This window comes from Rhodococcoides kyotonense (assembly GCF_900188125.1).
GTDB classification, from domain to species: domain Bacteria; phylum Actinomycetota; class Actinomycetes; order Mycobacteriales; family Mycobacteriaceae; genus Rhodococcoides; species Rhodococcoides kyotonense.
In genome coordinates, this window is the sequence record NZ_FZOW01000030.1 from 1 (window position 1) to 14,399 (window position 14,399).

17 protein-coding genes are annotated in these 14,399 nt (G+C 61.1%); 14 read left to right on the top strand and 3 right to left on the bottom strand.

The genetic code is table 11. The annotated features are described in order from the left end of the window. Positions 1-1,002: 1,002 nt before the first annotated feature. Positions 1,003-1,578, bottom strand: a complete 576-nt coding sequence (locus CHB96_RS27805) for a hypothetical protein (RefSeq protein ID WP_089252468.1) — start codon at positions 1,576-1,578, stop codon at positions 1,003-1,005. A gap of 241 nt (positions 1,579-1,819) precedes the next feature. Here CHB96_RS27805 and CHB96_RS27810 point away from each other — a divergent pair, with 241 nt between their 5' ends. From CHB96_RS27810 to CHB96_RS27855, 10 genes are all read left to right on the top strand, one after another. Further along, positions 1,820-2,215 carry a GntR family transcriptional regulator gene (locus CHB96_RS27810; RefSeq protein WP_089252551.1) on the top strand — a complete coding sequence of 132 codons (396 nt, stop codon included), beginning with the start codon at positions 1,820-1,822 and terminating at the stop codon, positions 2,213-2,215. A 1-nt stretch (position 2,216) separates the two neighbouring features. Then, entirely contained in the window at positions 2,217-3,053 is an 837-nt protein-coding gene (locus CHB96_RS27815; protein ID WP_089252470.1) for an ABC transporter ATP-binding protein, read from the top strand. Then, positions 3,053-4,096, top strand: coding sequence for an ABC-2 membrane transporter-related protein (locus tag CHB96_RS27820; protein WP_089252472.1), 1,044 nt, complete (start codon positions 3,053-3,055; stop codon positions 4,094-4,096). The genes CHB96_RS27815 and CHB96_RS27820 overlap by 1 nt, the downstream gene beginning before the upstream one ends. 92 nt (positions 4,097-4,188) lie before the next feature. Beyond that, positions 4,189-4,518 (top strand): hypothetical protein, encoded by a 330-nt coding sequence (locus tag CHB96_RS27825; RefSeq protein ID WP_089252474.1) that lies wholly within the window; start codon positions 4,189-4,191, stop codon positions 4,516-4,518. 286 nt (positions 4,519-4,804) lie between these two features. Then, positions 4,805-5,368 (top strand): hypothetical protein, encoded by a 564-nt coding sequence (locus CHB96_RS27830; protein WP_089252476.1) that lies wholly within the window; start codon positions 4,805-4,807, stop codon positions 5,366-5,368. Positions 5,369-5,680: 312 nt separating this feature from the next. Then, positions 5,681-6,613: an ATP-binding cassette domain-containing protein gene (locus tag CHB96_RS27835; RefSeq protein WP_089252478.1), complete on the top strand. Its 933-nt coding sequence runs from the start codon at positions 5,681-5,683 to the stop codon at positions 6,611-6,613. 70 nt (positions 6,614-6,683) lie between these two features. Next, on the top strand, positions 6,684-7,415 hold the full coding sequence (locus tag CHB96_RS27840) for an ABC transporter permease subunit (RefSeq protein WP_176444537.1): 732 nt from the start codon (positions 6,684-6,686) through the stop codon (positions 7,413-7,415). Between the two features lie 420 nt (positions 7,416-7,835). Further along, the gene (locus CHB96_RS27845) at positions 7,836-8,321 is read left to right on the top strand and encodes a TIR domain-containing protein (RefSeq protein WP_245866272.1); all 486 of its coding nucleotides are present in this window, start codon (positions 7,836-7,838) and stop codon (positions 8,319-8,321) included. Then, entirely contained in the window at positions 8,318-9,211 is an 894-nt protein-coding gene (locus CHB96_RS27850; RefSeq protein WP_089252484.1) for an HIT domain-containing protein, read from the top strand. Before CHB96_RS27845 ends, CHB96_RS27850 begins: the two co-directional genes overlap by 4 nt. A 78-nt stretch (positions 9,212-9,289) precedes the next feature. Beyond that, entirely contained in the window at positions 9,290-9,871 is a 582-nt protein-coding gene (locus CHB96_RS27855; protein WP_089252486.1) for a toll/interleukin-1 receptor domain-containing protein, read from the top strand. Positions 9,872-10,292: 421 nt separating this feature from the next. Here CHB96_RS27855 and CHB96_RS29890 read toward each other — a convergent pair whose 3' ends face one another. After that, positions 10,293-10,559 (bottom strand): hypothetical protein, encoded by a 267-nt coding sequence (locus tag CHB96_RS29890; protein WP_176444538.1) that lies wholly within the window; start codon positions 10,557-10,559, stop codon positions 10,293-10,295. Between the two features lie 15 nt (positions 10,560-10,574). On the opposite strand from CHB96_RS29890, the gene CHB96_RS29895 reads away from it, so the two are divergent. From CHB96_RS29895 to CHB96_RS27875, 4 genes are all read left to right on the top strand, one after another. Continuing rightward, on the top strand, positions 10,575-10,838 hold the full coding sequence (locus CHB96_RS29895) for a hypothetical protein (protein ID WP_176444539.1): 264 nt from the start codon (positions 10,575-10,577) through the stop codon (positions 10,836-10,838). Between the two features lie 81 nt (positions 10,839-10,919). After that, the gene (locus tag CHB96_RS30480) at positions 10,920-11,342 is read left to right on the top strand and encodes a helix-turn-helix domain-containing protein (RefSeq protein WP_176444540.1); all 423 of its coding nucleotides are present in this window, start codon (positions 10,920-10,922) and stop codon (positions 11,340-11,342) included. Beyond that, entirely contained in the window at positions 11,339-11,776 is a 438-nt protein-coding gene (locus CHB96_RS27870) for a hypothetical protein (RefSeq protein ID WP_089252492.1), read from the top strand. Before CHB96_RS30480 ends, CHB96_RS27870 begins: the two co-directional genes overlap by 4 nt. A 483-nt stretch (positions 11,777-12,259) precedes the next feature. Beyond that, complete coding sequence (locus CHB96_RS27875; RefSeq protein WP_089252494.1) at positions 12,260-12,886, top strand: hypothetical protein; 627 nt, start codon at positions 12,260-12,262, stop codon at positions 12,884-12,886. Between the two features lie 198 nt (positions 12,887-13,084). Here CHB96_RS27875 and CHB96_RS27880 read toward each other — a convergent pair whose 3' ends face one another. Then, entirely contained in the window at positions 13,085-14,362 is a 1,278-nt protein-coding gene (locus CHB96_RS27880; RefSeq protein ID WP_089252496.1) for a hypothetical protein, read from the bottom strand. Positions 14,363-14,399: the final 37 nt, after the last annotated feature.

Here is a 14,399-nt window from a genome sequence, read left to right on the forward strand (position 1 = left end):
CGACTACGAAAACGAGTACCGTCAGCAGTGCTCGGCAGCCACCTCCGATCGCGAGGTGGCTTGAACCAGGTCTCCATCAGATCCAGGACGGTTCAGTTGTGCCGCAATATTTCCGACGCCTGCCAGCACCGCCGAAGGGATCGGAACTACACCACTTGGCCCGATACCTGCCCTGTATAGGCATCAGTACTGTTCAACTTCTCGTGCACGGCTGTCCGGCTCATGCCACATAGAGGGTCATGGAAACTCGTCGGTAGTGCGGCACGAGATCACGCCGGTAATCGATATCTCCCGCTCCGGTCCTGCCGTGGGCATGGTTGCAGCGAAACTAACGCTCCCCGAACCGTTGTCGTAGTCAAGGTGCACCGTCAGTCGATCTTGCGTGTGAAGTGTGTGGTGCACTCCGTCGCCTGTAACGTAGGACAGCCACACAGCATTGGAAGGCTGGATGCTCGACTGGTTCCGCGTCGCCGACGCACCGGGTGCGCCTGCGATGTACAGCTCGACCGAAAAGTCCTCGCCTGGGCGGATGCTTCCTGCGTCGAACTGCGAAAAGTCACTGGTGACTGCCTGATATGAGCGCGAACCGGAGGCCGGATTATTTCTGCACACCACCGATTCGTCCGGAGCCGTAAGCAGAGGTGAGCCAGCGCGACCGGTTTCGAACTTGACGTACGTGCGCTGCTGAGTCGAATCACCCAGATCAGGAACGGGATACAACGCGCCGGGCCCGTCGGCGGCGGATGTCGATGAGACAACTGTAGGAGTCGGTGTCTGCGTCGCCAGGGTTCGTGATTCGTTGCCGTCGCCATGAATCACACACGCGGACAGGGGAAGTGTCAGGAGCACCGTCACCGACAGCCATCGGCGACTCACCGCGCGAGCACCGAGCATTCCGATCCCTCCTCGATGCTGTGTTGCGAGCCTGCCACTGCTGTCTGCTGTAGCGCTGTCGGATGTCTTTGCCGTCGCCGATCTTTCACACGACCTCACGAGCTCAGGCTACAGTCCGACTGCCGAAACGAACTTTCGAGTCTCTTGTACATACGTCAACGTACCGCCCACGAGGATTGCTATCCCCAGACACGCCACACTGATTGGGGCGCTCCAGATACCGAAAACAGCGTCGGAGGCCGAATAGTTATTCGTTGCCGCCTGCGCGGCAACTATGCCTACCGCAGCGGCCAGAACACCAGCCGCACACACCTGCCACGAGCGTTCGCGTAGACCGAGTACGAGGAAACCGGTTCCGAGCACGGTGATCCCGCCTGTGTGCGAGGTGAGAACCGGTAGCCCAAAGGGCAGAGCGAGAATCGACGCAGCGAAGACCAAGGCGTAGCTTTTCCTGAGGCCTTGCGGATCATCACGTGCGCCGTGCCGATACATCACGATGCACAGTGCGCCGAAGCAGGCCGGGATCGTTGCAGCGGACAGCATCAGCCAATATACGCTGTCTCCCAATGCTTCCCACGCCGCCGCGTACATCACCGTGGTAAGGCCGAGACAGAACAGGTTGGCAGAGTCGGGGCGTCGGAGCCTCACACTGCGGTGGTCGGCGCGCGGCGCTCGGTTCCTCATGTCGGTGGTCTGTCGAATTCGGACATCAATACACCTTGTAGTGAAAGGCCAGCTCTCGTCAACAGCGTGCGCACGCGCGAGGTGGGTTGGACACCGCCCGCGCGGGTCGGACACGGACAGGGTCACCAACCCTCTACGGGCGCCGACGTGCCGGACCGAATGGGGCCAGCAGTCAGAGTCCTGTTGACTTCCGAACCAACGTCTGGCACTAATTACCTACAACCTTAGTGAAAGGGTGTTGGTGATCGAGTTCAGGATCGACCGGAAGTCGGGTATCCCGACGTACGTGCAGCTCGCACTGCAGGTCAGACACGCGCTCCGGCGCGGTGACCTGGCTGTCGGCGACAAACTGCCGACAGCGAAAGACGTCGTATCCACCCTCGCGATCAACCCCAACACCGTGCTCAAGGCATACAAGGAGCTCGAGCACGACGGGCTCGTCGAGGGCAGGCCCGGTTTGGGCACCTTCGTCGTCGGCTCGCTCGCCAAGTCAGGAATGGCCGAGAAGGCCGCTCTCGCACACGAACTCGATGCCTGGGTCGGTCATGGCGCAAACGCCGGGCTTGCCCGTTCCGATCTCGAAGCGCTCGTCGCTGCTGCGTTAGACCGCGAATTCCCCGAACCGGAAGGACAGTGACGTGACCGAAACAGTGCTCGACGCGTCGGAGGTGAGCAAGTCGTTCCGCGGCAAGACAGTCCTGGACGCGTGCTCCTTCTCGCTTCAGCGAGGATCGATCACCGCGCTGGTCGGATCCAACGGCGCAGGCAAGACCACCTTGATGTCGGTGATGGTCGGCCTGCTGAAAGCCGATTCGGGAGCAGTGACCGTTCTCGGTAGCACTGTAGGAGAACGCGGGATTGCACCTGGCCTGTCCTACCTCGCTCAGCACAAACCACTGTTCACACGTTTCACCGTCGCCGAGATCCTCCGCTTCGGCCGCGCCACCAACGACCGGTGGGATCACGCATACGCGTCGAGCATCGTCGATGACGCCGGTGTCTCGCTGTCCAGCAGAGTGAAGACGTTGTCGCCGGGTCAGCGGACCCGCGTTGCCATTGCTCTTGTGCTGGGACGACTTCCGGAGATCGTTCTGCTCGACGAGCCCCTCGCAGACCTCGACCCCGTCGCCCGACGCGCGGTCGCTCGAACCTTGATGCTCGACGCCGCCGAACGCGGCACGACCATCGTGCTGTCTTCGCATGTACTGGCCGAGTTGGTGGATGTCGCCGATCGCCTCCTGTTGTTGCGAAGCGGCCGTATGCAATTGGATGGGGAGACAGAGCAGATCGTGAACGACCACTACGTCGTGACCACCGCAGCACGCTTCGACGCAAGCGGCGGCGAGATCGTGGGGTACACACTGGGATCGAAGTCGAACACCTACGTCGTACGTGGACCACGGCCAGCGGGCTCGCACGTATCCCCGGCCACCCTGGACGATGTCGTTCTCGCTCACCTCGGCGAGGTGAGCTGATGTTCTGGGCAACGTATCGCCAGTTCCGTACAACTCTTTTCGGCGCTCTGGCGGTCATCACGCTGGTCGCCGTCGTCACATTCCTGGCAGCGTGGACCCTCCGCAATGTCTCGTACGCAAGCTCTTTCGGAACATTCGATCTGTGCTTCGGAAGTCAATCGTCGGCGTGCATCACCCAAACAGCCTTGACTGCAACGACATTGCTGACCGTCGCGTTGCCGGTGTTGATCGGACTGTTCGTCGGCGTTGCGGTGTTCGCACGCGACATCGAACGTGGGACACACGTACTGTCGCTGTCTCAGTCCGTCGGCCGGCTCCGCTGGTACTTCTCCCGAGTGCTGGTCGTCTTCGTCCCGGTGATACTTGCGATGCTGGTGCTCGGCATCGTCTTCACCGCATCGCGCTCCCTCAGCAATGCATGGTGGCAGACGTTGTCCGGATATGGCGACTCGCGCTTCGCCTTTCCGATTTTCGAGACTTCGGCCCTCATGCCGGCTACCTACACCGTGCTCGCGCTGATCATCGGAAGCTTGTTCGCGTTATGGGTGCGCCACACCATCGCGGCCATGGTCTTGACCTTGGTCACCGTTGTCGGCCTGTTGGTTCTCGTGTCGGTGGGCATCCGACCGCACTATGCAGCGCCGCTCGTCCAAGTCAGTCCCCTGTACGACGTGGCCGGCACCGGTGAGTACATCGGTGGTTCCGCGCGCTGGATCGTCGATGCCAACTACGTCGACGCCGCCGGAAACAAGTTGACCATCGACTACTCCCTGTGCGACGGCGGAACGTACTGGAACGAGGCCGAACAGCGCCCCGACGAGACCTACGCCGAGTGGCAGGTGCGCTCCGACGCGATCAACCAGCGGGAAATCACTCGGTACTCCGAATGCATTGCCGCCCAAGGCGCCGACCGCTTCGAAACCGAATACCACGAGAACAATCAGTTCTGGCGATTCCAGTGGACCGAGGCGGCATTACTGCTGTCGGTGTCCGCCCTGGCACTCGGCGCTTCGACCCTGGTGGTACGACGACTCAGGCCGTGACCTTCGCGCGACCCGCCCTACTGGCTGCGACCAGTCAGCAGAACGTGCAGCGACAACGTCATAGTTTACAGACCCTGCGGTACGGTCAGGGGATGATCATCGTCGCCGTTGTCCTGCTTGTTGCCGGGGCTACGTCCGCGACAGCGTTCAACACTCGGTTGTCGATACTCAACCGCGGTCACCGACTTCCGTGGCTGAGCGGCAGATACCCAGTCGCACCGCCCCTGCGTGTGCGCGCCTTGGCCGGAGCGGCCACCGGAGCGAGCCTGCTGGGTGCGCTTATCGTCTCGCTGCACGCCGAGGCGTCCGGTCCACTCGCAGCGGCGGCAGTCAGCGGCATCGTCACGGTAGTGCCACTGTTGCTACCGCACGTCGCGATTACGTTCTGGCACAACAAAACCACACGTGCCGAGGCGTCATGACGGAGCCGACAACACCCAGGACGCTCGAGAACAACCAACACCGAGAAAGCTGGCAGACTCGAAAAATCGAGGCGGGAAGACGGACTGCAGGACCGTACCCCCGTCGAAGGGCGCTGCGACACCAAGCGGCGGCCGCGAAAACTCCTGTACCCGCATTTTCGGCAGGCGGTCACATGGTCATCGTCGAGCGCGGATCGAGACCGAAAGCGAGAAACATTCTGATCGACAACATGGTTCGCACTCGTGGTCGGGGCATCAGCGCCACCCTCAGCGAAAAATTCGCCCGGTGAGTCGTCCCACGGTGGGCGGTCGGCGCCGCATCATCGCCACCGTTGCGGCACTGACTGCCACGATGCCCGGTATTGCGTCCTGTTCCCTGACAGGAGACGTCGCCGTCGATTCGACATCATGCAGCACTCCGGCGACCGCGCCGTACACCCACTACGTCGATACCGAAACGCGGCCACCGTGGGCGACGAACTGGGCGCCGCCGATTCAGGGAGCAAGCGGCGGCGTCGAAGCCACAGACGGCGAAGGATCCGATGACACGTTGTTCCGTCTCACCTTCGAATGTGCAGGTTTGACCGATCTGCACTGGATAGACCACACGGATACGGACCGCCGACATCAACAGGCCGAGGTGGTCGTCGGCGTTCAGCGGTACCTCTACCGGACTGCCAACGTCCCGTCGGACGGCAGCGGATTCGTTATCGCAGTGGCGATTCAGCGAGCAAGCGACACGTCCGCACGGTTCGGCGTACTCGCATTGCACGTCCACGGAGAATTCTCTCCGGTACCACCCGACGGAGCAGACGTGGTGCAATCACTTAGAAGTCACGGCCTGCTGTGACGGGCGCGCGAGCTGCTCAGATGGACCGGGGAGCGCGTGAGCAGTGCACAGTATTTCGGCATCGCAGTCCTTGCCACCCGGATCGTTCGGCAATAGGCGGCGGCGCGAGCGTGACCTTTGGCAGACGGTGTTTCAGCTTGTATCCGATGCCAGAGCGGGCGATGGGTTCCAGGACAACACTTGTCGTCCTCGACAACGCGACTTTTTCGTCCTGGGTCTCATCCACAGGGATCACCCGGACAGTGCATCGATTGCGGTGCGGTCCGGAAACGTTCAACACTCATGCAGCACTGATGATAGGAGGGCGACGCCGTGATCGAGGCTCACCGGCTGACGAAGCGGTATGGATCAACGCTTGCTGTCGACGATCTGACATTCACCGCTCGCGAAGGCCGCATCACCGCGCTTCTCGGTCGCGTGGGAGCAGGTAAGTCGACGATCCTGCGGATGCTGCTGGGACTGGCGCACCCCACAAGTGGTCACGCATTCATCGATGGCCACCATCCAGCGGACCTGGCATTGCCAGCAACGACAATCGGAGCACTGCTCGATGCGGGCTGGGTGTATCCACATCGGTCCGCCCGCACTCATCTGAGGTGTGCGGCCCTGTCCGGCGGGCTCCCCACGCGAAGCGTGGACGAAGTTCTAGAGCAGGTTGATCTCGGGGATGCCGCCGGCATGAAGATCGCTGCCTTCTCCAGTGGGATGCTGCAACGTCTCGGCATGGCGGCGGCACTTCTCGGAGACCCACCGATGGTCGTCGTCGACGAACCTTTCAACGAAGGCGAGCCCGCAGATGTTGCGTGGACCCGTGGAATGTTGGCCCGACTCGCCCGCGACGGGCGGACCGTGCTGGTGGCCAGCCGTTCAGCATCGGAGATCGCGCTGCTGGCCGACGATCTGGTGATCATCGACGATGGTCGCCTTCTCACACGGTGCACGAGCGAGGAGTTCGTCGCACTGACAGGTGGCACCATGCTGCATATCCGGTCACCACAACTGTCGAAACTCGAAGAAGCACTACTGGCCAAGGAAATCCCCACGTCCAGAGACAGCAGTAGACACACCGAGCGTGGCACAGAGCAGGTGCCAAGTCTGTTGGTAGCAGCTGCCGAACGTCGAGAGATAGCCATGATCGCCGCGTCACACGAACTCGTGCTCTCAGAGGTCACAACCGACCGTGGTTCCTTCGAGGACGTATTTGTGAATCTGATCAGAGATGCTGCGGGAGCAACACATGATTGACAGTCGAATCGGAGACTTGAGAGGTGTAGTGCTGCGCATGGTGGCAGCTGAACTCCTCAAACTCATCTCGATGCGATCCACCCGATGGTGCAGCACCCTGATCGTGGCCGTCGCAGTCGGCCACGCACTGTTGTGGGCAGACCTCAATCGCCTCGCATCGGATCACAACATTTCCCGGTCGGCCATTGCATCCCAGATCGGACTTGTTCCCGGCTTCGTGCTCATCGTGATCATCGCAGTCCTTGCCGCTACGGCCGAATACCGAACCGGAACAATACATCTCACCCTCCAAGTTGCGGACAATCGGACCGCGGTCGTACTCGCCAAGGCCGCGGCCGTCTGCGTTCTGGCCTTGCTGATCGGCGAAATCGCCTCCTGGCTCGCCTATGGAACTGCCGCACTCGTTCACCCTGGCGGCGTCGAGTCAATTACAGACGGTGCGCAGCTGCGTGTCGTCGCAGGTTCGGGACTGATCTATATGGTGGGCGCTGCGGCCGCCGTAGCGGTCGGAATGATCGTACGAAACACAACTTCGGCAATAGCGCTCATCGCGTTCTACGCCTTGATCGTCGAGAACTTCGTCGCCGATATCCCTGCCGTCAGTTCTGCCATTCAGCCGTGGATGCCCTTCACGATGGCTACGCAATTCCTGCTCGACGGCGGAATCGAAGCATCCACGGCGCTGCCGTGGCTGGACACCGCAGCGGCCCTTCCGCCCTGGTGGGCACTTCTGTACCTCACAGCCATCGCGACAGTCCTTACTGCAACCGCAGTACTCGTAGTCAGAAAGCGGGACACATAGATTGCGGGCGAGGTTTGAGCCGAGCCAGACGTTCCGGCCGCCACCGAATCACGGGGTACATGGCTCCACCGGGGCTCGGGCGTGCACCGGTCAGGGCGGTTCGATCGCGTTGGCTGACCGAAATAGGGCGTCGAGTGGGACGCCCGGGTCCATATTTTGCGTAGCGCTGAGGGGGTGCGGGGCAGCGCACACGCCATCGCCGACAAGTTCCATACAGAAAGTTTGGCAGTTGGTCTACCTAGCCGGGTCCGAACTGCCTTCGATCTAAGGATGCGGACTTCTAGGTCAAGCAACCGCGCAGGTATGCAACTAGAGGTACTGCCCCGAGGTGGCTCTCGCCTGCGTTACTTGTCGGTGGCCACAGGTACGCTCCGAGCGACAGATGCAGAGCTCACCGTTACTGCCGACACAGGGGGCACCGTGGCCAAGACCGTTTTCTATAGTTTCCACTACACCCGAGATGTGCACCGAGTGCAGCTGGTCCGCAATGTGAACGCTCTGGAGGGTCAGCCTCTGCTCAATGCCCAGGAATGGGAACAGGTCAAGGGTCGAGGCGACGGGGCGATCGAAAACTGGATCGACGACAAGATGAAGTACAAGCGAGCAGTCGTCGTTCTTGTCGGTCAGGAGACTGCTGATCGGCCATGGGTGCGCTACGAAATCAGCAAGGCATGGCGTGACTGCAAGCCGCTGCTCGGGGTACGAATTCACGGGCTGTCGGCGATGGGAAAGATCGATCGCGCCGGTTCCGATCCGTTCAAGGCAGCAGGAATTACCGACACGGTTCCAATCTTCGATCCGACCCGACTCGACGGTTACGGCCGAATCGACTCCCAGCTGACGTACAACACACTGCGCAGCAACCTCCAAGCCTGGTCTGAACGCGGTCTGTCGAGACGTTCGTGAGCAACGACGGACCTGACTGTGCGTTCTGCGAGATCGTGGCGGGCAATGATCCGAACGTGCGGGAGGTGTACCGAGACGATCGGGTGGTTGCATTCTTCCCTCTAGAACCTGCTACGCGCGGACACACCCTGATCGTGCCGCACCGGCACGTCCCGGACGTGTGGGGTCTCAAATCCTCGGAGACTGCTGCCCTGTCCGAGTCTGCGATTTCGATAGCTCATGCGCTGCGGGGGGCTCTGTCACCGGACGGGCTCAATCTCATCCAGTCCAACGGCCACGCCGCGACCCAAACGGTCCCGCACGTACATGTGCATGTCGTGCCACGCTGGGACGGCGACAGGATGCCCGCGCTGTGGCCGACTGGATCCACGGAAAGCGCGAGCTCGCTGGACAGCGCCGCACGTGCGATTCGGGAAGCGCTCGAAACCGACTCCACACGCACCCCGCCCTCGGCGGAGGACCGCCGCCAGCATCTGTCCTTCATACAATCGGTCATCACAAGGATGTCGCAAGCTTCGGCAACTGCAAAAACGTGGGCTCTGCCGATCGTGACCGCAACATATGGATACGCACTGACCCAAAGTTCACCTCTCGTCGCGATCGTGGGCATATTGGCTCTGTTGGTGTTCGGGATCCTCGACGCGAATTACTTGAAACAAGAACGTGCATTCCGCACGCTTTACGACGAGGTCGCATCCGGCGACAATGTGCCTCTGTTTTCGATGAACCCCGCACTTGCCGGTACCGAGGGCCGAAACAGAAATTACTGGCCGGATCGCCGCGATATCTTGTCCTGGGCCGTAGCGCCAGTGTACGGGCCGCTTCTACTCGCCGGCCTCGGAATTGTGCTTACGCCGTGGCTCGCGAGCCTCATCTCACGATGTTCATGAGGACAGCCCACTACCCGCGCACATGTCGGTCCCAAAATTCGTTCCCTGTGGAGAAAATGCGCCAGTTATGGTCGAATCATGCCCTCCTACTACACCGAAGCCGAACTGTCGGCTGCATCCGGACTGCGCACAGCCAGCGACGCCTCGGCACGCCTGAACCAGTTTTCGAAATCGTTGGTGGGGCCGATCGACGTCTTTCTCAGCCACAGTGTGCTCGACGCCCGCGTGATTCTAGGACTGCATTCTCTCCTTTCATCGCAGGGCCTGCGGGTATATGTCGATTGGATCGATGATCCCCACCTTGATCGAGCCGCCGTGTCACCCGCCACCGCTGTCAGGCTTCGAAAGAAGATGTCCGATTCTCGGAGCCTTATCTACGCGACGTCGAGGGCTGCCAGCGCATCGAGATGGATGCCGTGGGAGCTCGGATACTTCGACGGACTCCGAAACAGCAATCGTATTTCGATCCTGCCGATCGAGAACCCCTCCAACAATGCGTTCGTAGGACAGGAATATCTTGGCTTATACAGGACTATAGAGAAAGTGCTGGACGGCGGACAGTACGCGCCATTCGCAGTGCGACACACGCGAACTCACGGAGAGGCTTTAGGGTCCTTCGCCAGGGGACTTGGTCAGTTCGTACAACTGACTCAAACGTAGATCGCTCTTCAGCGGCGAGGACCGACGCCGACGCCGACGGCCAGGCGCAGCTTCTTGACCCAAACGGCCGTCGGCGCGTTCTTCGACTCCATCTTTCCAATAGATGTGTGCACACTGTCTGACCCGACGTGGCCGATTCATTCGATCGGCGACATGTGTCACAAGTCAGGACGGGCCGAACGAGCCCCCCCGACACCCGCCCGCTTCACGGCACACGAACGTCCCAACCACCGCGAGCAAGACCGCTGCTGACGCATACGCAGCGAGTAGGTTCCGCCACCGCTGCGACCGACCGGTGGCCACACTGGTTCCACGCAATGCGCACTACGCGCCACCTCAGGCCATATGGGGCCTGAGATAGTGTCTCCGCAACGGGCTCGGACGGGCCGGTGCCTGGAACCTCCCAGTCTGCGAAGGGACATCAGCGGTGACGCAGCAGCGCAGACACCGCATTGGTGCTGTCCCTGAGCATCTCAGAGTCAGCCGAATCCACACACCCGGTTGCGATTGGGACTTCACCGACGCATGCAAAGCTGAACTTGCCGAGCTGAAAGCCACCGACGCGGATGCCTACGAAGTGCTCGCTGCACTCATCCTCGACGCCTTCGAGATTGGCCTCGATGCAGACGATAATGGGGGCAGCTCCTATCTCGTGCCAGTCGGCCAGGCGGTCGATCAGCGCAGGCACTTCACTCGCAAGTCCATGCCGTGGCTGGGCGAGTTGAAGGCAGAAGGCACCCGCGGACTCACGCCGCAGGACTTTCGCCTCTACTTCCTCGAAACGACATCCGCCCCGAACGAAGTGACCACTCTCATCCTGGCGTCGTCCCTCCCTACGGCAGGTAAGGGCGTCGCGGGCGCGTACGACAAAGCTCAGCAAACCGAACACATGCGCGACGCGATGTGGCGAGGTATTCACTGGTGCGAGAGGTACCAGCCTGCGCGATACTGGCGGACCTGGAACTAAACGACTGCTATCCTTGCGTTATAAGGCAAGGATAGCAGCGCAAACTGATACGAGGTGGTGGCAGCAATGATTATTCCCGGCATGGAGACCGCCGATGCAACCGAGCTTCTCGGCGTCGACCTTGCGCGCGCTCAAAATGAGCTGGTGCGCCAGCTGCGAAACCGACGAGTCGAGCTCGGCCTATCCGGCTCGCAAGTAGCCGCACGCATGAACGTCGACGCGAGTGTGGTGTCGAGATTCGAGCAAGGCGGCACCAACGCCACCCTTGCCACCATCAGACGTTACGCAAAAGCGGTCGAAGCAATGGTGACCTACGACGTATGCTCTCGGACGGAGCATAGGAAAAGGACGGTGGGCGCAAGGGCAGACGCTTTCATGGCCACTTGGACAGCGGCCGAGTCGCCGGAGCCTGACTCTAGAGCGACTACTCCAGTCCCGTCGGCAACTGTTCTGCGGCGGCAGTTCTCAGCCCACTCCTTCTCTACCGCGGTCTCGACAGCATGACCGTCAAGCTTGCCGCTCTGGCTCTGCGCCACATAGATCCGGTGAAGCTCCTACTCGAACGCGACTACCCGCACGTTGATTCGTCTCCTTCCTGGTATGAGGAAATGTCCGAAGGTTCGGCGACGGTGCGCGGATGGACCAACGGTACTGTCCTTGCAACGCTAGAGACTCGTTTTCATCGGCCGGACCTGATGTACGTCGGGGTCGCAGTGACAGGTCTTTACGCAAACGAGCAGCAGGTCGAGCAAGGCAATCAAGGCGATCTGGACTCATCGACGCTCGACGAGGCCACCGACGAGGAGAAGTCGGCGTTCATCGAAGCAGCTTTGATCGATCTTTACCCGGCACTACGCGCTGAACTGCAGATTCTGTCTGGCCGATTCAGTGGGATTCCAGGTATTTCGCTGCAGCCGACCCCATCCCTCAACAGCTGACGACGTCCAACCCTAGCTGTCGGCAACGGTCCGCCCGAAAGCGTCGCTGACGATGTCGCGGTTGGATTTACGCGTGACTGCCGACGTCGCGCCATACGGTCTGATACTGGAGGCAACGAGCAAATGTCTCATACTAGGTGCCACCCTTGCGCATCGCGACCTAGCTCGTTTTGGACTTCGATGCCGTAACCCGTTGTCTTAGTATAAATTACGTTCGGTTACTGGCGAAGGTGCAATATTCGAACCTGCAGTATTCCCACGACGCACGACGTCCCGCCCGGCGGCTAGTCCTGCAGAGTGAAGGGGCACTTTCGCCCGACCCAACCGGTTCGGCATTCGTTGGACGCCGTACACGCAGACTTGTGAGCGACTCGGGACGTGGACGCCCGCAAATGATGCTGCGTAGTGCCAGGATTTCCGTGTGCCCGTTCATGGGAGGATGTCACCTAACTTGCGGACAGCCACCAACTTTGACGGGACAGCATGAACAACGCGGGACCGCGTAGGTCTGCATCGGCCTGGTCGACAGCAGGAGTTATCGTCGCTGTCGTTGCCGTCGGCATCGTCGCGGGAGGTCTACTGAACGATCCGCAGTCGGATCCCGAGACAATCCCCGGCTGCGATGAGGTAGTTCAGCCCGACGCCACGCACCACATCGACTATGCATTCATCGAGGACAAGCGCTACGCGAATCCCGATTACGGATGGTTCTCGGAAACGAAGGCGCTGACAATGACGGATGCTCTCCGCGCGGCACTACCGAGAACCACGGAAGTCCTCCCCTACTCGCTCCACACCCCGCTGCAATTTCAACCATTCGGAAGCGAGACCACCGCACAGGGACTCGTATCGTTCGGTGGCGAAGAGGGCAACCTGACCGTCGTCGTGCAACAGTCCACCGAACGGGCAGGACCATGCATCATCGGGTACGTGGACGAACGCCACGTGCTCGACGATGGCACCGTTGTCGACACCTCCGATGGAGGGCACGGACGCCGCGCACGCGCGTATACCCCAGACGGAAGTCTGATCGACGTTTCTATCACCGGTGCATTCACAGTGGAGCAACTGGCCGACATTGCATCAGCGCCCGGGCTTCGAACCGGATGAGTGGAGTCTCGCAAACGACTGACCCGGTTTACGGAACACCGCATAGCCTGGTCTCGAACCAAACTTTCTCAAACCCGTTGCTTGTCAGTGCATTCTGATCACTCTACTGGTGAAGGTGCAGTATTCGAATGTGAGGTATTCGTCTGACGCTGCGCGGCCACGGTCGGCCGTCCGTTGGTGTCGCCGATGAGCAGAGTGCTAGGAACTGAAGCTGGCGCGTTGACCATTCGTCGCGGTCGGCCTCGCCGTTGCCACACCGGCGACCACGATCGCCAGGGTCGCGATGAGGATACCGATCGGCAGCGGGGACACCGCGGCCACGACCGGCAGCTGCGGCGAGCTTTCTGCACCGTTACTCCAGTAGAACGTCGCAGGTGTGGCTGGGGCAGACACCGAGAACAGCGCTACCGACAAGGGGATCGTCGACCCGAATACGGCTGCTGCCGTTCCCTTGGGCACCGACGATGCGGCGGAGTATCCCACCGCGGCAGGGAACACCACCGCGTACGCGATGGTGGGGATGATGTCGAGCGAGGCGCTACCGGTGAGCAATCCGCTGATCGTCACTGCTGCCAACAGGAGAATCCCCAGCCATGGGCGCCGCGTCCAGTTGGCGACGCAGATTCCGGCTGCGAGAGCGGCCACGCCGACTACGACGACCCACCAGGAGCCCTGGTTCCATGCCAGCCCGCTGACTGACGCGGCGGCAACCCCGAACCCTGTCCACACAACTGTGCGGTCCCGCACGGGAAGCAACCTGGTTGCCACCGTCGTCGCGGCACCGACGACGATTACGCTCACGATCCACACCGGCGTCGAGGACATCTTCGAACCCAGGAAAACGTAGACGAGAAGGAAAACGCTGGACACAGCGAGCAGCCCAGCGATCGCCCGTCTGTCCGGACCGACGACTCCGATGTCGCCGCGACGAGCTGCAAGTGCGATGGCTACTGCGGTGAAGGCGAGAATGATCGGGTGGACGGCGGCATCGACAGGACTGGGGCCTAGCGTGACCATCCACCGGTTTTCGTCGGCCGGAATGTGCTGGTGGATGGCGCCCCAGAAGAGCACTCCACTGAAAACACCGACGATCACGCACAGTTGTGTACACCGGTTCGCTACCGCTACCAGCGTCGATGCGGCCAGCAGGAGGCCGCTGCCGGCAGCCGTTACGGTCACCGCTTGGTTCGCCATGATCGGGACCACGGACGGCATGGCGATGACAGCCGCGCCAGTGAGTGCGGCTGCAATAGGAAGTCGGCGCCCATTGTTGTTCCGCTGCAGGAGAATCGCGAGTAGTGCCGTTACGACAACGACGAATCCAGACCACTGTGGGGTGACGAAATGCTTGAACCACAGGTCGCTTTGCTCGATCTGGGTCGAGTCGTAGCCCAACGACAACTTGGACGCCACCACTGCAACGAAGCTAGCCAGCAACACCGCCGCTGCGGATCCATAACGATCGAGAACGTTCACCAGTCGACGTTATCGGAAGGGCCGCAGTACTCTTCGA

What these genes read in the sequence shown, in the direction of transcription:
- CHB96_RS27820 (WP_089252472.1), top strand. Translation starts at nt 3,053, where the DNA reads ATGTTCTGGGCAACGTATCGCCAGTTCCGTACAACTCTTTTCGGCGCT.
- CHB96_RS27805 (WP_089252468.1), bottom strand. Translation starts at nt 1,578, where the DNA reads ATGAGGAACCGAGCGCCGCGCGCCGACCACCGCAGTGTGAGGCTCCGA.
- CHB96_RS27875 (WP_089252494.1), top strand. Translation starts at nt 12,260, where the DNA reads ATGAACAACGCGGGACCGCGTAGGTCTGCATCGGCCTGGTCGACAGCA.
- CHB96_RS27825 (WP_089252474.1), top strand. Translation starts at nt 4,189, where the DNA reads ATGATCATCGTCGCCGTTGTCCTGCTTGTTGCCGGGGCTACGTCCGCG.
- CHB96_RS27855 (WP_089252486.1), top strand. Translation starts at nt 9,290, where the DNA reads ATGCCCTCCTACTACACCGAAGCCGAACTGTCGGCTGCATCCGGACTG.
- CHB96_RS27870 (WP_089252492.1), top strand. Translation starts at nt 11,339, where the DNA reads ATGACCGTCAAGCTTGCCGCTCTGGCTCTGCGCCACATAGATCCGGTG.
- CHB96_RS30480 (WP_176444540.1), top strand. Translation starts at nt 10,920, where the DNA reads ATGGAGACCGCCGATGCAACCGAGCTTCTCGGCGTCGACCTTGCGCGC.
- CHB96_RS27840 (WP_176444537.1), top strand. Translation starts at nt 6,684, where the DNA reads ATGCGATCCACCCGATGGTGCAGCACCCTGATCGTGGCCGTCGCAGTC.
- CHB96_RS29895 (WP_176444539.1), top strand. Translation starts at nt 10,575, where the DNA reads ATGCCGTGGCTGGGCGAGTTGAAGGCAGAAGGCACCCGCGGACTCACG.